Annotated in this window: 21 protein-coding genes and 1 pseudogene; 20 read left to right on the forward strand and 2 right to left on the reverse strand. The window is 65.1% G+C overall.

Annotated features, from left to right (window positions below; all coding sequences use genetic code 11):
- The first annotated feature begins 86 nt into the window (after nucleotides 1-86).
- From HLA91_RS01115 to HLA91_RS01150, 8 genes are all read left to right on the forward strand, one after another.
- The gene (locus HLA91_RS01115; RefSeq protein ID WP_170273526.1) at nucleotides 87-1,484 is read left to right on the forward strand and encodes a glutamine synthetase family protein; all 1,398 of its coding nucleotides are present in this window, start codon (nucleotides 87-89) and stop codon (nucleotides 1,482-1,484) included.
- Nucleotides 1,465-2,268 (forward strand): gamma-glutamyl-gamma-aminobutyrate hydrolase family protein, encoded by an 804-nt coding sequence (locus HLA91_RS01120; RefSeq protein ID WP_170273185.1) that lies wholly within the window; start codon nucleotides 1,465-1,467, stop codon nucleotides 2,266-2,268. The genes HLA91_RS01115 and HLA91_RS01120 overlap by 20 nt, the downstream gene beginning before the upstream one ends.
- Nucleotides 2,265-3,635, forward strand: coding sequence for an aldehyde dehydrogenase family protein (locus HLA91_RS01125; protein ID WP_170273186.1), 1,371 nt, complete (start codon nucleotides 2,265-2,267; stop codon nucleotides 3,633-3,635). The genes HLA91_RS01120 and HLA91_RS01125 overlap by 4 nt, the downstream gene beginning before the upstream one ends.
- A 66-nt stretch (nucleotides 3,636-3,701) precedes the next feature.
- Complete coding sequence (locus HLA91_RS01130; protein ID WP_170273187.1) at nucleotides 3,702-4,481, forward strand: 3-oxoacyl-ACP reductase; 780 nt, start codon at nucleotides 3,702-3,704, stop codon at nucleotides 4,479-4,481.
- Nucleotides 4,482-4,611: 130 nt separating this feature from the next.
- The gene (locus tag HLA91_RS01135; protein WP_170273188.1) at nucleotides 4,612-5,283 is read left to right on the forward strand and encodes a GAP family protein; all 672 of its coding nucleotides are present in this window, start codon (nucleotides 4,612-4,614) and stop codon (nucleotides 5,281-5,283) included.
- A 27-nt stretch (nucleotides 5,284-5,310) separates the two neighbouring features.
- Nucleotides 5,311-6,606 carry an amidohydrolase gene (locus HLA91_RS01140; protein ID WP_249361998.1) on the forward strand — a complete coding sequence of 432 codons (1,296 nt, stop codon included), beginning with the start codon at nucleotides 5,311-5,313 and terminating at the stop codon, nucleotides 6,604-6,606.
- Nucleotides 6,607-6,964: 358 nt separating this feature from the next.
- Nucleotides 6,965-7,282 carry a putative quinol monooxygenase gene (locus HLA91_RS01145; protein WP_170273189.1) on the forward strand — a complete coding sequence of 106 codons (318 nt, stop codon included), beginning with the start codon at nucleotides 6,965-6,967 and terminating at the stop codon, nucleotides 7,280-7,282.
- A 58-nt stretch (nucleotides 7,283-7,340) separates the two neighbouring features.
- Nucleotides 7,341-8,753: a hypothetical protein gene (locus tag HLA91_RS01150; RefSeq protein WP_170273190.1), complete on the forward strand. Its 1,413-nt coding sequence runs from the start codon at nucleotides 7,341-7,343 to the stop codon at nucleotides 8,751-8,753.
- 237 nt (nucleotides 8,754-8,990) lie between these two features.
- On the opposite strand, the gene HLA91_RS01155 is transcribed toward HLA91_RS01150, so the two are convergent.
- Entirely contained in the window at nucleotides 8,991-9,257 is a 267-nt protein-coding gene (locus HLA91_RS01155) for a hypothetical protein (protein WP_170273191.1), read from the reverse strand.
- Nucleotides 9,258-9,361: 104 nt separating this feature from the next.
- Nucleotides 9,362-11,052, reverse strand: a pseudogene (locus HLA91_RS01160) (AMP-binding protein).
- A gap of 218 nt (nucleotides 11,053-11,270) precedes the next feature.
- Here HLA91_RS01160 and HLA91_RS01165 point away from each other — a divergent pair.
- The 12 genes from HLA91_RS01165 (at nucleotide 11,271) to HLA91_RS01220 (ending at nucleotide 25,039) form a co-directional block, all read left to right on the forward strand.
- A complete protein-coding gene (locus HLA91_RS01165; RefSeq protein WP_170273192.1) occupies nucleotides 11,271-13,868 on the forward strand; it encodes a sigma-70 family RNA polymerase sigma factor in 2,598 nt (865 codons plus the stop codon).
- A gap of 75 nt (nucleotides 13,869-13,943) precedes the next feature.
- Nucleotides 13,944-14,498 (forward strand): MaoC family dehydratase, encoded by a 555-nt coding sequence (locus tag HLA91_RS01170; protein WP_239557126.1) that lies wholly within the window; start codon nucleotides 13,944-13,946, stop codon nucleotides 14,496-14,498.
- The gene (locus HLA91_RS01175; protein WP_170273528.1) at nucleotides 14,498-15,316 is read left to right on the forward strand and encodes an HpcH/HpaI aldolase/citrate lyase family protein; all 819 of its coding nucleotides are present in this window, start codon (nucleotides 14,498-14,500) and stop codon (nucleotides 15,314-15,316) included. The genes HLA91_RS01170 and HLA91_RS01175 overlap by 1 nt, the downstream gene beginning before the upstream one ends.
- The gene (locus tag HLA91_RS01180) at nucleotides 15,313-16,029 is read left to right on the forward strand and encodes a peptide deformylase (protein ID WP_170273193.1); all 717 of its coding nucleotides are present in this window, start codon (nucleotides 15,313-15,315) and stop codon (nucleotides 16,027-16,029) included. The genes HLA91_RS01175 and HLA91_RS01180 overlap by 4 nt, the downstream gene beginning before the upstream one ends.
- A 57-nt stretch (nucleotides 16,030-16,086) precedes the next feature.
- Nucleotides 16,087-17,067: a hypothetical protein gene (locus HLA91_RS01185; RefSeq protein WP_170273194.1), complete on the forward strand. Its 981-nt coding sequence runs from the start codon at nucleotides 16,087-16,089 to the stop codon at nucleotides 17,065-17,067.
- Between the two features lie 89 nt (nucleotides 17,068-17,156).
- Nucleotides 17,157-17,369: a hypothetical protein gene (locus HLA91_RS01190; RefSeq protein WP_170273195.1), complete on the forward strand. Its 213-nt coding sequence runs from the start codon at nucleotides 17,157-17,159 to the stop codon at nucleotides 17,367-17,369.
- 10 nt (nucleotides 17,370-17,379) lie between these two features.
- Complete coding sequence (locus tag HLA91_RS01195) at nucleotides 17,380-17,619, forward strand: hypothetical protein (protein ID WP_102161271.1); 240 nt, start codon at nucleotides 17,380-17,382, stop codon at nucleotides 17,617-17,619.
- Nucleotides 17,620-17,865: 246 nt separating this feature from the next.
- Nucleotides 17,866-18,387: a peptide-methionine (S)-S-oxide reductase MsrA gene (gene msrA / locus HLA91_RS01200; RefSeq protein ID WP_170273196.1), complete on the forward strand. Its 522-nt coding sequence runs from the start codon at nucleotides 17,866-17,868 to the stop codon at nucleotides 18,385-18,387.
- Nucleotides 18,387-19,139 (forward strand): nitroreductase family protein, encoded by a 753-nt coding sequence (locus tag HLA91_RS01205; protein ID WP_239557127.1) that lies wholly within the window; start codon nucleotides 18,387-18,389, stop codon nucleotides 19,137-19,139. Before msrA ends, HLA91_RS01205 begins: the two co-directional genes overlap by 1 nt.
- Nucleotides 19,140-20,396: an MFS transporter gene (locus tag HLA91_RS01210; RefSeq protein WP_338076803.1), complete on the forward strand. Its 1,257-nt coding sequence runs from the start codon at nucleotides 19,140-19,142 to the stop codon at nucleotides 20,394-20,396.
- A gap of 213 nt (nucleotides 20,397-20,609) precedes the next feature.
- On the forward strand, nucleotides 20,610-24,260 hold the full coding sequence (locus tag HLA91_RS01215; RefSeq protein ID WP_170273197.1) for an efflux RND transporter permease subunit: 3,651 nt from the start codon (nucleotides 20,610-20,612) through the stop codon (nucleotides 24,258-24,260).
- Nucleotides 24,257-25,039, forward strand: coding sequence for a CPBP family glutamic-type intramembrane protease (locus HLA91_RS01220; protein ID WP_170273198.1), 783 nt, complete (start codon nucleotides 24,257-24,259; stop codon nucleotides 25,037-25,039). The genes HLA91_RS01215 and HLA91_RS01220 overlap by 4 nt, the downstream gene beginning before the upstream one ends.
- Nucleotides 25,040-25,060: the final 21 nt, after the last annotated feature.

Below are 25,060 nucleotides of genomic sequence, written 5' to 3' on the forward strand. Positions count from 1 at the left end.
GGCTGCTCGGTTACTTTTAGAACGACGCCCCGTCGTTTGTACTGTTATATATCTAATTAATTGAAAGGACTATCGTGGCAATCCCCATGAGTGTTTCGGATCGGCAACGAGTCACGACTGGCTCAAACCCAGCACCAGCCCTCACGCGCGAGGACCTCATCGGCCTCGTCGACGAAGGAACGATCGACACCGTCGTCGTCGCGTTCACCGACGTGCAAGGGCGGCTGCAGGGGAAGCGGCTCGGAGCGCGCTTCTTCGTCGACGACGCCATTGACCACGGTTCGGAAGGATGCAATTACCTCCTCGCCGTCGATGTCGACATGAACACCGTCGATGGTTACGAAATGTCGTCGTGGAGCACCGGTTACGGTGACCTCGTCATGAAACCGGATCTCTCGACACTGCGGCTCATCCCTTGGCAGCCGGGAACTGCGCTCGTCACCTGCGACATCGAATGGACCAACGGTGAGCCCGTCGTCGCCAGCCCGCGGCAGATCCTCGCGGCCCAGGTGAAGCGACTCGAAGAGCGCGGTCTCAAGGCTTTTGCCGGCACTGAGCTGGAGTTCGTCACCTTCGACACCAGCTATGAGGAGTCCTTCAACCGCGGCTATCGCGACCTCACTCCGTCGAACCAGTACAACGTCGACTACTCGCTGTTGGGTACCGCCCGCATCGAGCCGTTGCTGCGCGACATCCGCAACTCGATGGCCGGGGCAGGCATGTACGTCGAAAGCGCCAAGGGCGAATGCAACCTCGGCCAGCACGAGATCACCTTTAAGTACGACGAGGCGATCCGCTCCTGCGACAACCATGCCGTGTACAAGAACGGGGCGAAGGAGATCGCCTCCCAGCACGGCAAGGCGATCACGTTCATGGCGAAGTTCAACGAACTCGAAGGCTCGTCCTGCCACGTGCACCTGTCCTTCCGCGGACTCGACGGCGAACTCGCCATGGCCGGTGACGACGAGCACGGATTCTCCCCGCTCATGGGCCAGTTCATCGCCGGTCAGCTCGCCTGCATCGAAGACTTCACCTACTTCCACGCCCCGAACATCAACTCCTACAAGCGCTTCGTCGAAGGCTCATTCGCCCCGACAGCCGTCGCGTGGGGCTTCGACAACCGCTCGTGCGCCTTCCGCGTCGTCGGCTCCGGCCCGTCGCTGCGCGTTGAGTGCCGCGTCGGCGGTGCCGACCTCAACCCGTACCTCGCCGTCGCCTCGCTCATCGCCGCCGGCATCCACGGCATCGACAACGAGCTCGAACTCCCGCCGGTGACCGACGGCAACGCCTACGCCTCCGACGCCCGCCGCCTGCCGACGAATCTGCGCGACGCCCGCGACCGCCTGGCGAATTCCGAGATCGCCCGCGAGGCATTCGGCGAGGACGTCATCAAGCACTATGTCAACGCCGCGAACGTCGAGATCTCGCAGTTCGAGGCCGCCGTGACCGATTGGGAGCGCTTCCGTGGCTTCGAACGGCTCTGACGCGCCCGAGGCGGCGGTCCCGCCGCGGATCGGGATCACGACGTACATGCAGCCGGCTGACTGGAGTCACTGGCGCGGAGTCGAGGCGGCCCTCATCCCGGCCGAATACGTCCGCATGGTCACCGCGGCCGGCGGCGTGCCGATCCTGCTGCCGCCGCACGGCACCCACCCGTCGATGCTCGACGCGGTCGACGGGCTGCTCATCTCCGGCGGAGCAGACGTCGGCCCGGACACCTACGGGGCTGACGCCCACCCGACGACCGCAGCCCAGCCGTGGCGGGACGAACACGAATTCGCTCTGCTGAAAGAGGCCCGCGAGCGGGGCATGCCGGTGCTCGGCATCTGCCGCGGAATGCAGGTCATCAACGCGGCATTCGGCGGCACCCTGCACCAGCATCTGCCCGAGATCCTCGGCCATTCCGACTATCAGCCCGCCCCAGGCGTCTATGGCGAGGTGACCGTCCAGATCGATCCGGACACCACCGCCGCCGCGCTGCTCGGAACCGAGACGACGGCTCCGTGCTTCCACCACCAGGCCGTCGACCGCCTCGCCCCGGGACTGCACGTCACCGGGCGGGCCGCCGATGGGACGATCGAGATCCTCGAGCCGGCCACCGCCTCGGGAACGGGGGAGCAGGCAGGGCAGGCCACGCTGCCCGGCAACGGCTGGCTGCTCGCCGTGCAGTGGCACCCCGAACACAACAGCGCCGACGCGCGCGTCGTCACAGGACTCGTCGCCGCCGCCCGCAGCTACCGCACCGACATGTCCGGAGGAGGACAATGAGCACCTACGAGGTCATCAACCCCGCCACAGCCGAACCGATCCGAACCGTCGAACTGGCCGATGTCGCCGCTGTCGACGCCGCGATCGAACGGGCCCAGCGGGCATTCGAGCAGTGGCGGGCCGTCGCGCCGAGCGACCGCGCCCGCCTGCTGCGCCGCTTCGCCGCCGTCGTCGACGAGCACATCGACGAACTCGCCGAACTCGAAGTCGCCAACTCCGGGCACACGATCTCCAACGCGACTTGGGAGGCCGGCAACGTCCGCGACGTGCTCGAATACTCCGCCGCCGCCCCCGAGCGTCTCTTCGGCCGGCAGATCCCGGTCGACGGCGGTATCAACATCACCTTCGCCGAGCCGCTCGGCGTCGTCGGCGTCATCGTGCCGTGGAACTTCCCGATGCCGATCGCTGCATGGGGCTTCGGCCCGGCGCTTGCCGCCGGCAACACCGTCGTGCTCAAGCCCGCCGAGGTCACGCCGCTGACGGCCATGCGGATCGGTGAGCTCGCGCTCGAAGCAGGGATCCCCGAGGGCGTGCTCACGATCCTGCCGGGCAAGGGCTCGGTCGTCGGCGAGCGGTTCGTCACCCATCCTGGTGTGCGCAAGGTCGTCTTCACCGGCTCGACCGAAGTCGGCAAGCGGATCATGGCCGGCTGCGCCGACCAGGTGAAGAACCTGACCCTGGAGCTCGGCGGCAAGAACGCCAACATCGTCTTCCCCGACGCCGACCTCGCAGCCGCAGCAGCCGCAGCCCCCGGCGGCGTGTTCGACAACGCCGGCCAGGACTGCTGCTCACGCTCGAGGCTGCTCGTCCACGCCGATGTCTTCGACGACTTCCTCAGCGAACTCAAGGACGCTGTCAGCGGATTCCGCTGCACCGATCCGACCGACCCCGAGGCGGACATGGGCCCGCTCGTGACCGCCGCCCACCGCGATTCGGTCGCCGCCTATGTCGACGACGCCGAGGTGGCGTTCCAGGGTCAGTGTCCGACCGGCCCGGGCTTCTGGTTCCCGCCGACGGTCATCACCCCTGATGACATCACCGCCCGCGACTTCAACGAGGAGATCTTCGGTCCCGTGCTCTCCGTCGTGCCGTTCCGGTCGGAGTCCGAGGCGGTGTCGATTGCCAACAACACCGAATACGGGCTCTCCGGCTCGATCTGGACCCGCGACCTCGACCGGGCGATCCGCGTCTCGCGCGGCGTCGAGGCCGGGAACCTGTCGGTCAACTCCCACTCCTCGGTGCGGTACTGGACGCCGTTCGGCGGCTACAAGCAGTCCGGCCTCGGCCGCGAGCTCGGCCCCGATGCGGTCGCCGCCTTCACCGAGACGAAGAACGTCTTCATCGCCGTCGGCCCCGCCGCGGACTGACGGCACAGACGCAGCAGACTCAACCGAATGAACCCCACTAGCACTTCCTGACAGAAGGAGAATCACATGCACACACCAGTCGCCGGCCGGATGGACGGCAAGGTCTGCGTCATCACCGGCGGAGCCTCGGGCATCGGCCTGGCCAGCGCTCGCCGACTGACCTCCGAGGGTGCGATCGTCGTCATCGCCGACCTTGATGAGACCCGCGGCCCGGAGGTCGCCGAGGAGCTCGGCGGCCTGTTCGTCCGCACGAATGTCGCCGACGAGGACAGCGTCAAGGCACTGTTCGAGCAGACGGTCGCCGAGTACGGCCGCGTCGACGTGGCCTTCAACAACGCCGGCATCAACCCGACTGAGGACAACTCGATCCTCACCACCGGCATCGATGCGTGGGCGAAGGTGCAGACCGTCAACCTCACCTCGGTCTACCTGTGCTGCAAGTACGCCCTTGAGCACATGGTCAAGCAGAAGTCCGGCTCGATCATCAACACCGCTTCCTTCGTCGCCCTGCTCGGCGCGGCGACCTCGCAGATCTCGTACTCCGCCTCGAAGGGCGGCGTGCTGTCGATGAGCCGCGAACTCGGCGTGCAGTTCGCCAAGGAGGGCATCCGCGTCAACGCGCTGTGCCCCGGACCGGTCAATACCCCGCTGCTCGAGGAGCTTTTCGCCAAGGACCCCGAGCAGGCGCAGCGCCGGCTCGTCCACGTCCCGCGCGGACGCTTCGGCGAGCCCGAGGAGATCGCCGCGGCAGTCGCGTTCCTCGCCAGCGACGACGCCTCTTTCGTCAACGCCGCGACGTTCACCGTCGACGGCGGAATCTCCGCAGCATACGTCACGGCTGAGTGACGCACCGGCACACGCCCGCCGCCTGGGAGCACACACTTCCCGAAGCGGCGGGCGTGTCTGCTTCTCGGGCTGCGGCGAGCTACGAGACAAGCCGTGGGTTCGGGGGTCCGGTCGTGCTTGAATGGTGACGATGACTGCCACGCTGCTCCTCCTCGCCGGGCTTGCGCTGCTCGATGCCACGAGTATCGGCACACTCGGCATTCCGCTGTGGATGCTGCTGGCCCAGCGGGTGCGCATCAGCCTCGTGTTCGTCTACCTGGCAGTTCTTGCTGCGTTCTATTGGCTGGTCGGCATCGCGCTGTACTACGGCGGGCTGGCGGCCTTCGGCTGGCTCGGCGAATGGTCAGCCATTCCGTGGATCGAGCTCATCCTCGGTGTCATCTGCCTCGCCTCGGCATTCCTGCCCCGCAGACTGTGGGAGGGCCAGATGGGCTTCGCCAACCGATTCCAGGACAAGGTGGCCGTCACCGGCACCTTCGCCACCGCCTCGGGCCTGGCGCTCATCGCCGGTCTCATCGAGATCACCGGCATGTACCCGTATCTGGCCAGCATCGGCATCATCATCAACAAGAGCCTGCCCGGGGTCCTGACGCTGGCAGCCTACGCGGTGGTCATGGTGCTGCCGGCCCTCATCCTCACGATCATCCGGCTGCTCGTCCACGAGCGGATCGAGCCTGCGCTCGCCGGTTTCCGCGCCTGGGTTGAGCGCAACACCGGGACTGTCACCGCGGTGACCTTCTTCGTCATCGGTGCGCTGCTGATCTTCGACGCGGTGGTCAATCGGTTCGGGTGGATCGGGTAGCGCGGCAGATAGGCTGAAAGGACGCGCATGACCAGCGCTGACCAGACGAGCGCTGACTACGGAAACGGAGGACCTATGCCCATCGACGCGCCGCTCACCTCAGCCGAGATCGACCGTCAGCTCAGCGCCTTGCTGCCGCAGCTCGAAGAAGAGTACCGGGAGTTCCACGCGCATCCGGAACTGTCGATGCAGGAGGAGTGGACCGCCGCTCGCATCGAGGAGCACCTGCGCGCTCTCGACCTGACACCCCAGCGCTTCGGCGGCACCGGCGTCGTCGCCGTCATCGACAACGGCACCGGACCGGTGGTCGCCTACCGGGCGGACACCGACGGCCTGCCGATCGCCGAGGATACCGGCCTCGACTACGCCTCGACCGCCCGGGGCACCCTGCCCGACGGCACCGAAACACCGGTCATGCACGGCTGCGGGCACGACACCCACATCACAGTGGCACTCGGCATCGCCCGGCTTTTGACCGCAAACCGCGGGGCCTGGTCCGGCACCGTCGTGATGATCTTCCAGCCCGGAGAGGAGACCGCCCAGGGCGCACTCGCGATGCTCAACGACGGGCTGTGGGATCAGGTTCCCAAGCCGCAGGCCGTCTACGGCCAGCATGTGTGGCCCGGCCGGGCCGGCCACGTCAGCCTGTCGGTAGGCACTGCGATGGCGATGTCGGACTGTCTGCGCGTGACAGTGCACGGCAAGCAGGCGCACGGCTCCCAGCCCGAGGCGGCGATCGACCCGATCGTGTTGGCGGCGTTCATGATCACGCGCCTGCAGACGGTCGTGTCCCGCGAGATCTCCGCACGCGAAGCGGTGGTGGTGACGATCGCGACGGTCAAGGGAGGGCTGAAGGAGAACATCATCCCGGACTCGGCAGAGTTCACGATGAACATCCGCACCTTCAGCGAAGAGATCCGGGAAGAGGTCCTCGCCGCGATCGAACGGATCATCAAGGCCGAAGCCCAGGCCTCGGGGGCGCCGGAGCCGACGATCGAAGAGATGTACCGGTTCCCGCGCTGCTACAACAGCCCCAGCCATGCCGAGGAGCTGTTGGAGGTGTTCGCTGAGACGCTCGGCGAGGACAAGGTCAAGCAGACCGAGCCGGTGACCGGGTCCGAGGACGTTGGCTGGTTCGGCGACACCATCGACGTGCCCTACGTCTACTGGTTCTTCGGCGCCTACTCAGAGGAGAAGATGGCCACCGAAGGCGGCCCGGCCGGCAATCACTCGCCGTTCTTCGCCCCGGACGAGGTCGGCACGACGCTGGGCACCGGTGTGCGGACCGGGATCGCTGCGATCCTGCACGAACTGCGCCGCTAGAACGAAAGGCCCAAGCGTCGGGGCACAACTACGAGCGCAGCTCGGCTGCCAGGTACCCCATGTCAGCGTCCGAACTCGTCGACCGGGCCGTCTTCAGCCCGTGGAGCCATCCGGCAGGTGCTGGTGCACGGTGGCGATGGTCATCGGTACGGGCACTCATGGTGGTCAATGTGACATAGCTGCCTTGAGGCATCGAGTGTGCCATCGCATCTGATGATACCCGGCTGGTGACAGAGACGACTGTGGTCGGCTGCTGACAGAGACGACAGCGGTGTGGAATCGTGGTGGTTGCAGACATCTGCCGCAACTACCGCGTCTGTGCGGTGTTGCGTGTGATCACTGAGCCTAGGAGGGCACCATGTACTTCATCGTCGTCAAGTTCCCCGTCAAGGATGAGAGCGTCGAACAGTGGCCGGAGATCGTCCGAGAATTCACCGAGGCGACGCGCGCAGAACCGGGCAACCTGTGGTTCGAATGGTCACGCAGCCTCGAGAACCCGAACGAGTTCGTCCTCTGCGAGGCATTCACAGACGACGGCGCCGAACCGCACGTCACGAGCGACCACTTCGCCAAGGGCCTCGAAGCGATGAAGCCGCACCTCACCGCGACGCCGAAGATCCTGTCGCGTCAGTTCGACGGCGACGGCTGGGACGAGATGGGCGAGCTGCAGGTGTGAGCGTGCACTATCCAACTCCGGGCCTAGTCATGTGCCTGTTTCTCAAGGAGAGAAATAAATGCCGTCGATGATAATCGGCGCGGTGGCCGCATTCCTGTTAAAAGCCGTTTTTCAACTAGTCAAAATCCGTTGGCCCGAGAACTATTTTGATAGCTCAACTAGGTCAACTGCATGGTTTACCGATTCTCCCATTAAAGTGTTGCTGTGGAGGGCCGTCCCGTTCTCCTTGGGTGGCATGGTTCTGGTGAGCGTTGGCATCGATGTGAACCTTAATAATAATATATTGATACTTTCCTACTTGTTCTTCCATCTCCTGACTACGAATGGAGTCACGCTTTTCAGGGCGGTAGCAGTCGGCGTAGGCGTGGGGGGACAAGTATTGTACTTCGCGGTGACATTAATTTGCCTTGGGTTTATTTCCGTCTTAATGATTGTTGGAGATGACTACGCCCGACAGTTTTTCCCTAGCTGGGAAAACCTGATGTCCGGCGTTTGGACGGCAATATTAGTTGGAGTAGGTCTCGCTGCTTACAATGTCGCGACTAGATCCTCGCCTGAAGTGCCGGCTCCGGTCTTGGAGCCAAGCAACCTAAAAACGCCGATTTACTATATTGCGACGATTTGTCGGTTCGCCTATCAGAATAGAGTCGACCCATTATTATTGCTCGCAATAATTGAAGTCGAGGTTCAAAACAGGCCTAGTTTTGCCCGTCACGCAGAACTATTTCTTTGCCGAATTGCGCCGAAGTGCCTTCGTCCGTTAAGCCTCGGGGTCGCGCAGCAGCCATTTCCGGATCTTAAGAATCGTAGGGACTTCTGGTCGATTAAGCTTCGTGAACTTGATTTTCGATCGATCGAGATATTGTCTAGCCGGTTAAGTGGTATAAATCCGGGTGATTCCCGGCTTGTCCTCGGCTCTTTCGAGGTAAAAGCCGCTGCTAATAGAATCAATGGTTCTTCTGAAGTTATAAATTCGGTTGCGGAGACATACCGTCGTCTAGTCGATGCGGAAGGAGCTCTCTCAGAATATGTTGATCTAAATCCACCGGACGGAGATCTTGATGTGAATTCGCGGAATCTTTATCAAGGATTTTCGATGTCGGATGCTCTGACAATCACATCGCCGTGGGCGATTCGCTTTGAAGACTCAGTCTACGTTTATTTTCGGGTGGTGGGAGATCAGATTGAGGGAGTCCGTCTCCTTGCCGAGGATGTAGTCTCCGGTTCGATCGTGAGGCGATGGGAGTTTGATAGCTCGCATTGTGATTACATTTTTGGCCTGTACCGAATATCTGCTGTGGGGAGTGGGGTTGTGCTGATGATTGATACAGCCGATGGATCGTCATTGGAATTCGATACTTCCCCCGTGCATTACGAGCCGCCGTTGCGACTGGTTTACTCCGCGTCGTCTGATCTTGTGAGTTTAGGCTATAGCCTAAACGCGGAAGGTGTATCAATGCGTAGAGGGTGAGGAAATTGGCCTCATATGTCCAGGGCGTGGAAACTGTGCCGCCTAAGATACCTATTCCCTGCGCTTGTGAAAGTGAGGCGGTACGTTGGTAGGGCCCTGTCTGCATCGCACCGCTGAAATCGAGCCTTTGGGGCCGAGCGGTGTCGAAGCCACTCTCAGCATGCTTTGGACTGAGATTTTGAATGATTCCTGAGTAGTGAGAAGGCTCGAGTCCATTGTCAGGTTCGCGCCTTCTGCTCATCCTCGTTTCTGTCTGGCGCAGGCCCGAATCGCCTCCGAGACCGAGGTCCCAGGGTGCTCGGAGCGGTAGTTCTTGATGTCCTCCGGAGTGACGCCCTCAGGGAGCTTCGAGACGCCGGCAGGGTTGCCCAGGATCGGCCTGCTGAAGAAAAAGGCCGCCGCCAGCGCCGCGAGCGCTGCGAGCATGGCGGCCGTTGCGTTCCCGGCGAAGTGGAAACCGAGAGCGCCCAGCGATAAGAGGGTGACTGAGATCGCTCTGATCATGCTTCTCCTTCGCTGACGCACGGGTTCGTGATCGGGATAAAGCCGGGGAGCCAGCCCATCTGCGCCGCGCTCCGCTCTCGGTCGCTCGGCGCACGCCCACCCTACTACTTCACCAGCTCCTCAGCCTTCGCCCGCAGCTCGACCTTGCGGATCTTTCCCGAGACCGTCATGGGGAACTCGTCGGTGATCTGCAGGTAGCGGGGGATCTTGTAATGCGCCAGCTGGCCGGAGCAGAACTCGCGCAGCCGGTCGATCGTCAGCTCCTCAGCGCCCTCGCGCAGGATCACCCAGGCCATGAGCTCCTCGCCGTACTTCTCATCGGAGACCCCGACCACCTGCACGTCTCGGATCGCCGGATGCTGGTAGAGGAACTCCTCGATCTCACGCGGGTAGATGTTCTCCCCACCGCGGATCACCATGTCCTTGATCCGGCCGGTGATGTTGAGATACCCGTCGTCGTCCATGATCGCCAGATCCCCGGTGTGCATCCAGCGGGCGGCATCGATCGCCTCGGCGGTCTTGTCCGGCTCCTCCCAGTATCCGAGCATCACGCAGTAGCCGCGCGTGCACAGCTCGCCCTTCTCACCGCGCGGCACCGTCAGCCCGGTGATCGGGTCGACGACCTTGACCTCAGTGTGCGGCATCACCCGGCCGACGGTCTCGGTGCGGCGCTCCAGGCTGTCATCGGTGCGGGTCATCGTCGAGACCGGCGCGGTCTCGGTCATGCCGTAGCAGATCGCCACCTCGGCCATGTTCATATCGCTGATGACCCGCTTCATCACCTCGACCGGGCAGGTGGAGCCGGCCATGACGCCGGTGCGCAGCGTTGAGAGGTCGAAGTCGGAGAAGTTTGCCAGCTCCAGCTCGGCGATGAACATCGTCGGCACGCCGTACAGCGACGTGGCCTTCTCATCGGTCACCGCCTGCAGGGTCGCCTGCGGGTCGAAGCCAGGGGAGGGGATGACCGCGCACGCCCCGTGGGAGTAGATGTCGAGGTTGCCGATGACCATCCAAAACAGTGAAAGAACGGCACCGGCAGGCACACGATGTCCTCTTCGGTGTAGCCGAGCAGCTCGCCGATGAAGTAGCCGTTGTTCAGGATGTTGTGGTGGCTTAAGGTCACGCCCTTGGGGAAGCCGGTGGTTCCCGAGGTGTACTGGATGTTGATCGGCTCGTCGGCTCCCAGCTCGGCGCCAAGCGTTGCCAGCCGCACATCGGCTTTGACCGCTGGGCGGTCCATGAGCTCTCGACCGCGTTCGAGCAGGTGGGCGAACGATTCCGACTCGTCGAGGCCGCCGGCAGGGGAGGCGAGGACCTCCTCGGCGGCGGTGTCGATGAAGACCAGCCGCAGGTTCGCCACCGCACCGGCCACCTCGCGAGCGAGTGCCACGAAGTCCGAGTGCGGGGCGGCCATCTGTGAGATGAGCAGCGTCGTGCCGGACTGCTTGATGACGTATTCGAGCTCATGTGCCCGGTATGCGGGATTGATGTTGACGAGGATCGCGCCGATTTTCGCCGCCGCGTACTGCACGATCGTCCACTCCGGCAGGTTCTGCGCCCAGATGCCGACCCGGTCGCCCTTGGCGATCCCGCGGTCGATGAGGCTCATCGCCACCGCATCGGAGTCGCGATCGAGTTCGGCGTAGGTCCAGCGGCGGCCGGTCGGGGCGTCGACGAGGGCTTCGCGGTCGGCGAACCGGGCGACGTTCTTCTTGAAGTTCGCACCGATCGTGTCGCCGAGCAGCGGCTGGGACGACGTGCCCGAGGTGTAGGACAGTTCTCGTTGCGCACTCACGTGGGGCTCCTCTGAAGGATCGGGGTGTGACTGCCGTCACCGGGTTGTGGTGCTCATCATAAACACCCGAGACGCGACTGACGAGGGCGGGGAGGGTGGGGTGCCGGAGGGGGCTTCGGCGAGCGCTGCGTGCCGGAGTGAGTGTGATGTCCGCCGCGCCGCATACACTCACGTCTAAGTCGGCTGATATAGGTCGCCGGTTACGAAATGAGGTTGCGATGACCATCATGGATCCCACGCCGATCAGGCGGCAGCCCTCGGGGCGCCTTGACGAAATCGAGGCTGTGTTGCCGAGATTGCGAACAGAACCGGCTGAGCCTCACGACCCGTTCCTTGCTCTCGTGCGCGGACGGCCAGCGCGAGAGGTGAACCCCGGCCTGTGGGATTGGCAGGCAGAGGCGTTGGACCGCTGGCACGCATCAGATTGTCGAGGTGTCATCGAGGCAGTGACCGGTGCCGGCAAGACGATGGTCGGCATCACCGCTGCATACGAGGCGTGCCGAATGGGAGTCAAGGTCCTGGTGCTCGTGCCGACTATCGAGCTGCAGGAGCAGTGGTTTTCGCGACTGAACACGACCCTGCCCGATGCTCTCGTCGGCATGTTCGGCAACGGGCGCCGCGATTCGCTTCGGGACTGCGACATCGTCATTGCAGTCGTCCACTCTGCTGCCCGCAGCGAGCAGCTGGCAGATCACCACAGTGGTCTTCTCATCGCTGACGAGACTCATCGCTACGCGGCCCCGTCCTTCGTGCGTGCGCTCAGCGAGCGCTTCTCCTACCGACTCGGTCTGACTGCCACCTATGAGCGGCCGGATGAAGCACACAAGCACCAATTGGATCCCTACTTCGGCGGAGTCATCTTTCGCCTGTGGTACGACCGAGCCCTCGCTGATGGTGTGATCGCTCCGTTCGACCTCGCGTTCGTGCGCATCGATCTGAACGCCGAGGAGCGGTCAAACTATGAACGCTTCAGCAGCCGGATGAGCAAACTCGAAAGGCCACTGCGGCACAAGCTCGGACTAGTCGGCGCGCCGGTGGGGAAGTTCTTCACGGCAGTCTCTCGACTCGCCGGCCGGAAGGACGATCCCAGCCCGGCTGCGATGATGGCACGTCGCTATCTCGACGCGATGAACCGCAGGCAGTCTGTGCTGTCGAATGCCCGATCCAAGCTTCGGCTTTTGGAGGAGCTTGCTCCGGTTGTCGCGAAATCGGATGGAACCCTCGTTTTTGCCGACACGATCGACAGCTCAACTCAAGCCGGCGCTGTCCTCAGTTCGGCAGGGGTCAAGTGTGAGTCGATCAGCAGCGACTCTCCGCCGGAGACCAGGCGCGGGGCTCTCAGCCGCTTCGGCCATGGTCATGCGCAGGCGCTGTGCGCGCCCCGGATCCTCGACGAGGGAATCGATGTGCCCCGAGCCGACCTCGCGATCGTGGTTTCCGGGTCGAGACAGGCCCGTCAGACCATTCAGAGGCTCGGCCGAGTCATCCGGCGCAAGCCGAATGGCGGCAGAGGGCGCTTCGTTCACGTCTTCGCCGCACGGACTGCTGAGGATCCATTCGAGCGCAAGAGCCGCCAGTACGCTGACATCGAACAGTTCGCAGATCGTGTCGGGCACTTCACCGGTGACGAGGTGCGAAGCCTCAGACGCTTCCTCCTCGAAGACCGGCGACAGATGCGGCCACCTCTCGCTGAACCGCACTCCGAAGCGGAGGTGCCGCCGACAGTTGAAACGGTCCTTGTGCCTGAGCCCGTCGAGGCCCCGCACGCTGCGACACCTGAACCTCAGGCGCCCTCGCCATCACCGACAGAACCGGGGCCCGCTGAAGACGGGGCGTTTGAGATCGTCCTTCGGATACCGGATGAACGGAAAGTCGCCGCAGACGAGTTGAGGCCGCAGCTCGGCGGCAAAAGCTTGCACGACAGCACCAAGCTTTATCTGATCGGCATCGGCAAGGCGCCGTTGCTCACCGCTGAAGATGAGGTCGCGCTGGCGAAGACCATCGAAGCGGGACTCTACGCGGAACACCTCTGGCAGAATGAGCGCTACTCCACGCGACGCGGACGCCATGAGCTCGAAGCAGTTGTGCGCGAGGGCCGGGAGGCGAAAGAGAAGTTCGTCAGAAGCAACCTGCGCCTAGTTGCCAGCATTGCAAAGTCCTATGCACGACATTGTCATCACCTGGAATTTCTCGATCTCATCTCGCATGGCCACATCGGGCTTACGCGTGCGGTCGACGGTTTCGACTTCAAGCGAGGACAGAAGTTCTCAACGTATGCAACGTGGTGGATCCGCCAGTCGATCAACCGGGGCATTCAGGACGAGGAACGAACTATCAGGGTGCCCGTGCATGTGCTCGATCGAGTCAGTGAGCATCGCCGGTGCGAAGATGCCCGACTGTGCGACCATGACATCGACCTGATCGAGCGGGTCGACTATATGCAGCCTCGTTCGCTGGATCGGATCCTGGACGATGAGAAGCTCGTGGGCCTTTTCGCTGAACGGTTCAGCCCGGTCGACCTCAATACGGGGGAGAGCCAACACACTCTTCCGCACCCGGAGGACGAGATGCTGCTGTGCGAGCGCAACGCAGCGGTCAATGCAGTCATCGACCAGTTGCTTGGACCCCGCGAGGCTGACATCATCCGACGCCGATTCGGATGGAGTGGCGAGCCGCAGACCCTCGAGGTTATCGGCCAGGCGTACGACGTGACACGGGAGCGGATACGGCAGCTGGAGCGGGACTCGCTGAAAACACTCAGGGAGTTCATGACGCGGGTCCCCGCTGGCGATGAAGAAGACGTTCCGGCCGGCTGATGCTCGGTCGGAGCCGGCCTCAGCATGAGAGCTGCCCGAGTGCCCCGCGTCACCTCCGGCTTGTACGCTTGAGCCATGACTGAGAACACGCCATCGACTGAGCAGAACGGCGCCGCTGATGCCGCCCAGCCGGACGCTGCCGAGCCCACCCACGTCATCCAGCAGCGCGGCCTGTGGTTCGAGGAGTTCGAGATCGGTGCGGTGTACAAGCACGCCCCCGGCCGAACGATCACCGAGGCTGACAACACCTGGTTCACCGCCGTGACGATGAACACCCAGGCACTCCACCTCGACGCCGCTTTCGCTGAGACCGAGCCGTTCGGCCAGCGCCTGGTGAACTCGATGTTCACGCTGGCCACCCTCGTCGGACTCTCGGTCTCGCAGCTGACCCAGGGCACGATCGTCGGCAACCTCGGCTTCTCCGAGGTCGCCTTCCCCAAGCCGCTGTTCCACGGCGATACCCTGTATGCGGAGACGAAGATCGTCGACAAGCGCCTGTCGAACTCCCGCCCCGGCCAGGGCATCGTGAGCCTGGAGCACATCGGCCGCAACCAGCACGGCGACATCGTCGCCAAGGCAGTGCGCAAGACGATGGTCTTCACCGCCGACCACGCTGAGAAGGAGGCATGATGACCTTCGCCTTCGCTCCCGCCTGGCTGTTCGTCCCGGCAGATCGCCCCGACCGCTACCGCAAGGCCGCCGACCGTTCCGATATCGTCATCGTCGACCTCGAAGATGCCGTCGCCGAGGCGGACAAGGCTGCCGCCCGGAAGGCCCTGGCTGAGCACTCCGCTGGCGATGATGCCCTCGATCCTGCCCGCACCGTCATCCGCGTCAACGCCCCGGACACCGAGCACTTCGCCGCTGATCTTGAGCTGCTCGGTCGGCTCCCGTTCACCCACGTCATGCTGCCCAAGGCAGAGGACGCGACCGGGCCCGAGGCGCTGGCCGGCTACCAGGTCATTGCGCTCATCGAGACGGCCGCCGGCGGCATCAACGCCGCCGAGGTCGCCGCTGCTGAGAACGTCGCCGCCCTCATGTGGGGTGCCGAGGACCTGACCGCCGACCTGGGCGGCGGATCCTCCCGCAAAGCCGATGGCACCTACCGGGACGTCTGCCGCACGGTGCGCTCACTCACCTTGCTCGCCGCCAAGGCCCACGGCAAGCGCGCCCTCGATTCGATCTGGGCAGCCATCGACGATCTCGACGGCCTCGCTGTCGAGACCGAGGATGCCGTCGAATCCGGCTTCGACGGGAAGGTCTCGATCCATCCCAAGCACATCGCCGTCGTGCGTGAGGCGTTCGCCCCGACGGAGGAGCAGCTGACCTGGGCGCGTGAGGTGCTCGCACTCGCCGAGACCTCCTCAGGTGCTTTCAGCTATGAGGGCAAGATGATCGACGCCCCGCTGCTCAAACACGCCCAGACGATCGTGGACCGCGCCCGATGACCGCACGGACAACCAGCGCCGCACCGATCACGGACTTCGAACCGACCAGCCGCGTCGAGCCGACCACCGTCGCCGAACAGGTCGAGGCCGCACTGGCCGCCGCAGCCGACAACGACGGGATCATCCCGATCGTCGAAGCGGGGCACCCGGTGCTGCGCCAGCCGACCGAGGAGGTCGACGGGCAGATCGACGACGCGACCCTGACCCAGCTGGCCGAGGCGATGCGGACGACGATGAACGCAGCCCCCGGCGTCGGGCTCGCCGCCCCGCAGGTCGGCATCAGCCTGCGGATGTTCGTCATCGAAGATCCGGCGCCGGTGCTCGGTGAGGTCGCCCGCATCCGCGAGCGCACACCCACCCCGTTCGCCGCGATCATCAACTCCCACTACGCACCCGTCGGCGATGAGCAGGTCGCCTTCTACGAAGGGTGCCTGTCGATTCCCGGTTATCAGGCCGTCGTCGCCCGTCCGCGGACGATCACGCTCACCGGCCACCACCTCGGCGGCGGCAGTATCGAACGGGAGGTCACCGGCTGGGAAGCGCGCATCGTCGCCCATGAGACCGACCACCTCGACGGGGTGCTCTACACCGATTTGGCCGAGATGCGCTCGCTGGCGACTTCGGCTCAGGTGGCGCGCTGGTGGAGCCAGCCGACCGCCGCCGAGGCCGCCCGCGCGCTCGGCTTCGAACTGCCCGACTCTCCGATCCTCTGACCTGCCCGAATCCCTGACTCAACCGATTCAGTCCGCCTACGGCCCAAGGAGCCCCACATGCGACTCAACCCGTTCGTAGCCGCGTCCGTCGACCTCGGCCTTGCCGGTCTTGCCGCGTTCCGCCCCTGGTGGGTGCCCGCAAAGCACCAGCAGACCGCCCGCCTCGTCTACGCCGGCGCCACCGGTGTGTTCTCCGCCGCCTCGGGCACGGACTCCTACACCGGTGTCATGCTGACAGATGATGAGAAGACCGAGAACGCCATCAACGCCGGTGTCGGCGTCGGCAGCGCTGTGCTCGCCTATGCCGCATGGCCGCTCATCACCCGGTTCAACCGGTGGACCGATGACAAGCTCAGCAGCTGGGGCGTGAAGAACCCGCCGCTCGTCAGCGCCGCTGTCTCCATTGGAGCGACGACGTTGGCTCACGTGGCGCTCCTCGCGCTTGACAACAAGTTCGAGTGGGCAGCCGATGGGAGCTGGGACGACCTGTCCGAGCAGAAGATCGTGCTGCCGGCCCATGTGCGCGAGGCCGTCCTCGCACTGCTCGATGACAACCACGCCCTCGATGCGCAGACCGCGCAGGTGCTGCGCGACCAGTTCGCCGCAGCTGAGTTCTGGGCTATGCGCGATGACGAGGCCGGCAGTGAAGAGCCCAGCGAATGGCACGTCAGCACCATCACCGTGCAGGTGCCCGACGATGCCGAACGCGTCGTCCCCTCCCGCCAGGCCTACCCGGTGCGCGGGCACATCATCGCCCCGGACGGCACCGACCTGTACCTCAGCATCGAGACCGCCGACGGCCGGATCGCGAGCATCGACCTGACCGAGGACTACGACGTCTACCCGGACCTCGCCGCCGAGACAGAGGGCGAGGCCTTCGGCATGATCGGCAGCGCCGAGAATGCCGAGGACTGGGACGACGATGCCGCTGAAGCTGACTGGGAGGCCCGCGAAGCACTGTTCGTGCTGCGCAACTGGCCGCGCGCCGGCGAGTTCGAGATCGTCTCCGACGCCGATCGGATGCCGAACCTGAGCTGAGCGCAGTCTGCTGCGCCCAAGATCCGCATGGTAACTGTCGTTGACAACTTGAGTTCCGGTAACTAGAATTACCAAAAAGCAGAGTGTAGATGGAAGTCAAGGACAGTGCTCTCAAGCACGGGGTTCGGCCCGAGGACATTCGTCATGCTCTTGTCAATGTGATAATCGTGCATTTCTTTGATGACTACAGGATGGTGGTCGGGCCCGCTCGGGACGGTTCGCTTCTAGAGGTCGCGGTGAACCGGTCAAGTGAGGTCATCCATGCGATGCCGGTTCGGCCCAAGTTCCTGCGGCGAAAGTGAGGGATCAGCGATGCGCAGCGATGAAGACCGGCTCGCAGAAATCGAATCTGGAGATGGCCCGGATCCGATTGCCTCAGTGTCGGGAGAACTGGCGCGTGTTGCGGTGGCTGCGATGGACGTGGAGGGTGCGGAGGCGTCGCTTAGAGATGCTGTTGCTTCTGCCCGACGGGCAGGACACACGTGGCAGTCGATCGGCGATGTGCTCGGCATGACTCGGCAAGGTGCGCTTAAACGATTTCGGGTGGCCTGACTGTTGCGCCATGCATCACTGGTTCTCATCGGTTGCACGGTGCTGATGTTCGACTCTTGACAGTTGCCGCTTTGAGCCGAAACCCTTACTCGTCCTGCCGTGGTCGCGGCAACTTAGGTTGCATCATTGGTGTTGCGCTTCCGCGTTCAGATGACAAGCACACTCGTCCTGGTCTGCAACTTTCGAGGCGTGCGTCGACTGCAGCACCCCTGGAATAACTCGCCGGCCGGGGTGGTTCCGACGAATATGCAGACTTTGACCCTGGCCGCAGGGTGCTTCTGGTGTTTGGAGGCCATCTACCGGCAGACCCGCGGCGTCGACTCCGTCATCAGCGGCTATACCGGTGGTCACACCTCTGACCCGGACTACTACTCCGTGTGCTCGGGCACCACCGGCCATGCCGAGGCCCTGCAGGTGACCTTCGATGAGGACGTCATCACCGACGACGTGATCCTCTCGATGTTCTTCACCTCGCATGACCCCACCAGCCTCAACCGGCAGGGCAACGACGTCGGCACCCAGTACCGTTCGGCGATGTTCTACCGCGACGAGGACGAACGGCAGCGCTTTGCCGCCGCCATCGAAGACGCCCAGGAGCTCTACGCGGAACCGATCGTCACCACTCTCGAACCGCTGGGCGACTTCCACGTCGCTGAGGACATCCACCAGGACTTCTACCAGCGCAACCGGTTCAACGGATACTGCATGTTCATCGTCGACCCCAAGCTCGCCGCCGCCCGGCGCGCCTACGCAGAATGGATGCAGTGATGAGCCACCCACAGCCTGCCGCCACCCGCTTCGACGACCCGGTGCTGGCCGCGATGGCCGCCCGCCGCTCGATCTCGAAGGTCGGCTCGCAGACCCCGAACGACGACGAGCTCCTCGCCCTCCTCGACGCCGTCACCCCGGTCGCCGATCACAAGGCGCTCAAACCGTGGCGACTGCTGACGATCCGCGGCGACGACCGTCTCCGGCTCGGTGCGGCCCTCGACGCAGCCGCCGGACGCGAACCCGGTGACAAGCCGAACCCCAAACCGCTGCGCGCTGAACTGCTCATCGCCGTCATCGCCTCACCGACCGAGCACCCTAAAGTCCCCGAATGGGAGCAGCACGCCACCGCCGCCGGTGCCGCCCACTTACTCGAACTCGCCCTCTGGCAGGCCGGCTGGGGCGTCATGTGGCGCACCGGGCTTGACGCCAACGCCCCGGCTGTGCGAGCCCTGCACGGGCTGGGGGAGGACGAGCTGTTTATGGGCTGGCTCTACGTCGGCGACATCGACCCTGCCTTCCGCAAGCGCCTGGAGACCTCCCGCCGCCCACCGAAGGACCCCAGCCAGTTCCTCTCCACTCTGCCCGCGCCCGAGGAGGTGACGGCGGAGAGCACCGATGCTGACGATCCAGCAGGGGAGCGCGCCGGCCAGCGCGCCGACGAGAAGGCGGCCACAACTGCGGCGAAGAAGACCGCCAAGAAAGCTGCGAAGAAGGCAAAGAAGAAGGCAAAGAAGAAGGACCGGCGGTAAGTGAGCCACCCCGCATCCGCCGCCTCCCGGCAGCCCCTGCCCGGGGAGATCACCGTCCTCGTCGCCGCGGCCTTCACCGTCGCCATCGGCTACGGCATCATCGCCCCGGTGCTGCCGCAGTTCGCCGAAAGCTTCGACCTCGGCGTCACCGCCGCGACCATCGTCGTGAGCTCATTCGCCTTCTTCCGGTTCGTATTCGCCCCCGCCGGCGGCAGCCTCGTCAACGCACTCGGCGAGCGCCGGGTCTACATCACCGGCCTGCTCATCGTCGCCGCCTCCACCTTCGCCGTGGCACTCGCCCAGAACTACTGGCAGCTGCTGATCTTCCGCGGCCTCGGCGGGCTCGGTTCGACGATGTTCACCGTCTCGGCGATGGCCCTCATCGTCCGCATCGCTCCGGTCCGCCAGCGGGCCCGGGCGACCAGCGCCTACGCCACCGCCTTCCTCGTCGGCAACATCGCCGGCCCCGTCGTCGGCGGGCTCATGGCCGGGTGGGGGATGCGCGTGCCGTTCATCGTCTACGCCGTCGCCCTCGTCATCGCCGCCGCGATCGTGTGGCTGCGCCTCGATGCCACCCGCATCGACGTGCTTGCCACCAGCGCCAACCGCGACGAGGCGACCACCGCCTCGGGTGCGGAGGCGCCGGACACCTCGCGGATGGGCTTCCGCGAAGCCTGGCGCGACTCCGCCTACCGGGCCGCTCTGCTGTCCGGATTCGTCCACGGCTGGGCGTCGATGGGCATCCGCGTGGCCCTCTACCCGCTCTTCGCCCTCCACGTGCTCAGCGCCGGACCCAAGACCGCCGGGCTGGCGCTGACGTTCTTCGCCCTGGGCAACTTCGCCGCCGTGCGCGTCGTCGGCCGCTACTCCGACTTCCACGGCCGCAAGCCCTTCATCGTCACCGGCCTCATCATCATGGGTGCCGCAACGATCGTGCTCGGCCTCAGCCCGTCGGTGTGGGTGTTCTACGCCCTCTCCGTCATCGCCGGCATCGGCGCAGGCCTGCTCAACCCCGCCCAGCAGGCCGCGATCTCCGATATCGTCGGCTCGACCCGCAAGTCTGGAACCGTGTTCTCCCGCTACCAGATGGCGATGGACGCCGGCGCGATCCTCGGCCCGATCCTGGCCGGCATGCTCGTCGACACCAGCGGCTACGCCCTGGCCTTCGCGCTGACCGGGGTGCTCGCGCTGCTCGCAGCCCTCGCGTGGGCTTCCGGACGGGAGACCCTGCCCGCCGGCGAGGCGCCGGCCCGGTGAGCGACCGGCCAGCCGGCAGAGCCGCCCGTTGAATGGTTCACAAGTTCGGTCACTAACCTGGGGGGTGGTCAGGTGGGGGAAACCCGACCCACCCGGCCGGACACCCGCAGTGCCGCTGTGGCAAGCTGTCCCTAGGCTGAAGACAACAGTTGCCGCCGTTGGAGGCCGGCCCTCAGGCAGCCGAACTCCAACACCCACATGTGAAGGACACATATGAACCTGCTCACCCGTGTGAGTCTGCGCAACCGGGCGCTCATCGCCCTCATCTCCGTCATCGCGATCGGCTTCGGCCTCATCGCCACCGCCCAGATGAAGAAGGAGCTCTTCCCCGACCTGCAGATGCCGCAGGCCTTCGTCACCACCTCCTACGACGGTGCCAGCCCCGAAGCCGTCGAGAAGGAGGTCACCGAACCTCTCGAAGCCGCACTGAACAACGTCGCCGAGGTGGAGAAGGTCTCCTCAGTCTCGATGGCCGGGTCCTCCCAGGTCATCGTCGAGACGAAGTACGGCACCTCGTCTGATGAGATCGTCCGGCAGCTCCAGCGCGCCGTCTCCCAGGCTCAGCCGCAGCTGCCCGACGGCTCCGAGCCCGAGGTGTTCTCCGCTTCGACAGCCGACATCCCGATCGCGATGCTCACCGTCACCGGCTCCGATGACCCTGAGGCGCTCGCTCAGGAGCTCGACGACGTCGCCGTGCCTGAGCTCAAGCGCATCGACGGCGTCCGCGCCGTCGACGTCACCGGCGCACCGGTCAAGGAAGTCTCGATCGAAGCCGATGAGGACAAACTCGAAGACGAGGGCTTGAGTCCCGACGCGCTGGCCGGGATTCTGCAGGCCAACGGCATCCCCACCTCGGCAGGCGACCTCGTCGATGAGGGCAAAACCACCCCGGTGTCCGTCGGCGCCCGGCTGACCAGTGTCGACCAGATCGCCAACCTCGCTCTGCCCGGTAAGGACGAACCGGTGCTGCTCAAGGACGTCGCGACAGTCGAGCTGCGGGAGGCGGACTCCCAGTCGATCTCGCGCACCAACGGCGAACCGGCGCTGTCACTGATGGTGATGAAGAAGCCCGATGGCAACATCGTCGAGATCTCCGATGCCGTGGCGGAGAAGCTGCCGCAGCTCAAGGAGCGGATGAGCGAGAACGTCGAGTTCCACACCGTCTTCGACCAGGCGCCCTTCATCAAGCAGTCGATCGACGACCTCGTAGGCGAGGGCGTCTTCGGCCTCATCTTCGCCGTCCTCGTCATCCTCGTGTTCCTGCTCTCGGTGCGCGCGACGATCATCACCGCGATCTCGATCCCGCTCTCACTGCTTGTCACCCTCTTGAGCCTGTGGCTGAGCGGCTACAGCCTCAACATGCTCACCCTGGCAGCACTCACGATCTCGATCGGCCGTGTCGTCGACGACTCGATCGTCGTCATCGAGGCGATCCGCAGACGCCACGCCCAGGGCGGGACGAAGTTCACCTCGATCATGGGAGCCGTCTCCGAGGTCGCCGGCGCCATCACCGCCTCGACCCTGACGACGATGGCCGTGTTCGTGCCGATGATCTTCGTCTCCGGTCAGACCGGTGAGATGTTCCGGCCCTTCGCCCTGACCGCAGCGATCGCGCTGGCCTCTTCGCTTCTCGTGGCACTCACGATCGTCCCGGTGCTCGCCTACTGGTTCCTGCGCGCCCGCGAATCCCGCGTCAAGCTCACCCGCGCGCAGAAGCAGCAGATCCGCGCCGACCGCAAGGCCAACCTTCGGCAGTGGAAAGCCGAACGCAAAGCCGCCCGCAAGCGTCCGGTCTCCATCGGGGCTCCCGCCGGAAGGCATGCGACCAGCGAACTGCCGATCGTCGGCGAGTCCGCGGCAACCGCAGCCGGTGGTACCGCCGCGACCACCGCCTCGGGCACGGCGACCGGTGGGCAGCCCGGCAGCGAGGTCGACGAGCTCGCCGCGCTGCGCTCGCCGGTCACCCGGCTGCAGAAGACCTACGTTCCGTTCATCTCCGCCTCGACGAAGCACCCGGTCATCACTCTCATCATCGCGGTGCTCGTGCTCGCCGGCACCGTGTTCATGATCCCGCAGCTGAAAACCGAGCTGTTCCCCGACACCGGGCAGGACTTCCTGCAGGTCGAGCAGAGCTTCGAAGCCGGCAGCTCACTGGAAGAGTCCGGCGAGCAGGCCGCGATCGTCGAGGACGTGTTCGACAAGTACGACGAGATCGAGTCCTACCAGCTCTCGATCGGCGACAACTCGATGGGCGGCGACGCCGCAGCCGGCACCCACCTGCTCAACCTCAAGCCCGGCACGAGCATCAAGAATCTGTCCGCGAAGCTGGAAGACGACTTCGAGGACCTCGACGGCGCCGGTGAGCTCACCATCCAAAGCGAAGGCGGCGGCATGAGCAACGACATCGAGGTCACGGTCACCGGCTCGGACACCGACAAGCTCGCCACCGCCAGTGAGGACATCGCCGATGCGGTGCGCGACCTCGATGAGGTGCAGTCGGTGACCACCGACCTGGAGGCCACCCAGCCGACCCTCGAAGTCGACATCGACCGCAAGAAGGCCGCCGAAGAGGGCCTCGACGAGGCCACCGTCGGCCAGGTGGTGCAGCGGGCGATGAACGGCCAGCAGATCGGAAACGTCGTCATCGACAACCTCGGCCACCGCGTCGTGCTGCACGCCGGCGACGTCTCGACGGTGGGCGAGCTCGAAGACCTCGAAATCCCCGTGACGGCCCAGGCGGCCGGCGGTGCTGGTGCCTCAGGCACCGGCCAGGATGGTATCAGTGACATGGGCCAGGACACCGGTGCGGGCATGATGCCCGGCGCACCGGCCCCAGCCCCCGCGCCGGAACCGGAGACGGTCAAGCTCTCGGAGATCGCCGAGGTCAATCGCACCGAGACGCCCGCTGAGATCCGCCACACGGAAGGCCAGCGCTCGGTCACGGTGACGATCACCCCGGCCGGCAACGACCTGGGTGCAGCCAGCCAGGCGGTGCAGAAGGCCGCTGCCGATGTCGACACCCCGCAGGGTGTGACCGTCGACTTCGGCGGTGCGACAGCCGAGCAGCAGGAGGCGTTCACGCAGATGGGACTCGCGCTGCTGGCGGCGATCCTCATCACCTTCGTCATCCTGGTGGCAACCTTCAAGTCGCTGCTGCAGCCGCTCATCCTGCTCGTGTCGATCCCGTTCGCCGCGACCGGTTCGATCGGCCTGTCGCTGCTGACCGATACGCCGCTGGGCATGACGTCGATGGTCGGTCTGCTCATGCTCGTGGGCATCGTCGTGACGAACGCGATCGTGCTCATCGACCTCATCAACCACTTCCGCCGTCACGGCGTGGAGCTGCGTACTGCGATCATCCATGGTGCCCGGCTGCGCTACCGGCCGATCCTCATGACCGCTGCGGCGACGATCTTCGCGCTCGTGCCGATGGCGCTGGGGATCTCCGGTGAGGGCATGCTCATCTCCAAGCCGCTGGCGATCGTCGTCATCGGCGGCCTGGTGAGCTCGACGGTGCTGACCCTCATCCTCGTGCCGGTGCTGTACCTGCTGCTCGAAAGCGTCAAGGAGCGCCGCACCGAACGCCGGGTCATCTCGGACATGACCCGCTCGCACGTCATCGACCAGGCCGAGGCTGAGGCCGAACGCAAGGAGACCGCAGCCGCCATGGCAGGCACCGGCAGCAGGACGGTGGGAAGCACAGCAGCTGATGCTGTCCCCGCCTCGCGTGCGGATGGCGCCGCCAGCGCTGTGGACGTGGGCGAATCTGCTTCCACCGGCGCAGCTGAGACCCAGGCGAAGGAGACCGGTGAGCCCCGGGCGGACGAGGCCGAGACCTCGGGACCGGAGCAGAAGCCGGAGTGATCCGCCCGCGCTTCGGTGTCGAGCTGCTCGTCGTCGCTGCGCTGTCGCTGGGAAAGTCGGCGGCGTATGCGGTGGTGAACCTGCTCGACACCGTCTCGCGGGGGCCGCTGGCTGAGGCGCAGGCGAAGCTCAACACTGAGGCCTCGCCCCGGCCGTGGTTCGACCTGACCTACCAGCTCATGGGCATCGGGTTCGCGCTCGTGCCGGTGCTGCTGGCGATCTGGCTGATGAACCGCGATGTGCTCTACATGCAGTCAGACAGCCTCGACCCCTCCGCCGACACCCGCCCGGCGCTCACCCGCATGGGCCTGGACTTCCGGGCACCGGGCCGGGACGCCGGGTGGGGACTCGGGCTGTTCTTCATCATCGGCATCGGCACGCTCGGGGTGTACTTCGCCGGGCGGCTGGCCGGGGTCACCGCCGAGGTGCTGCCGAACAACCTCGGCGCCTACTGGTGGACGATCCCGGTGCTCATCCTGTCGGCCGCCAAGAACGGCATCCTCGAAGAGGTGCTGCTGCTCGGCTACGGCTTCGACCGGCTCGCCAAGCTCCGCTGGGCACCGTGGGCCATCATCATCGCCCTCGCGCTCGCCCGCGGCAGCTACCACCTGTACCAGGGCATCGGCCCGTTCATCGGCAACGTCGTCATGGGCCTCATCTTCGGCGCGGCCTACCTGCGTATCCGCCGGGTCATGCCCTTCGTCGCGGCTCACACGGCCATCGACATCGTCGGATTCCTCGCTCCCGAGGTGCTCGCCATGGTCGACCCGCGGCTCTGAGGGCCGCTCCCAGGGCGCCCG

This window comes from Brevibacterium luteolum (genome assembly GCF_013004595.1).
GTDB lineage: Bacteria > Actinomycetota > Actinomycetes > Actinomycetales > Brevibacteriaceae > Brevibacterium > Brevibacterium luteolum.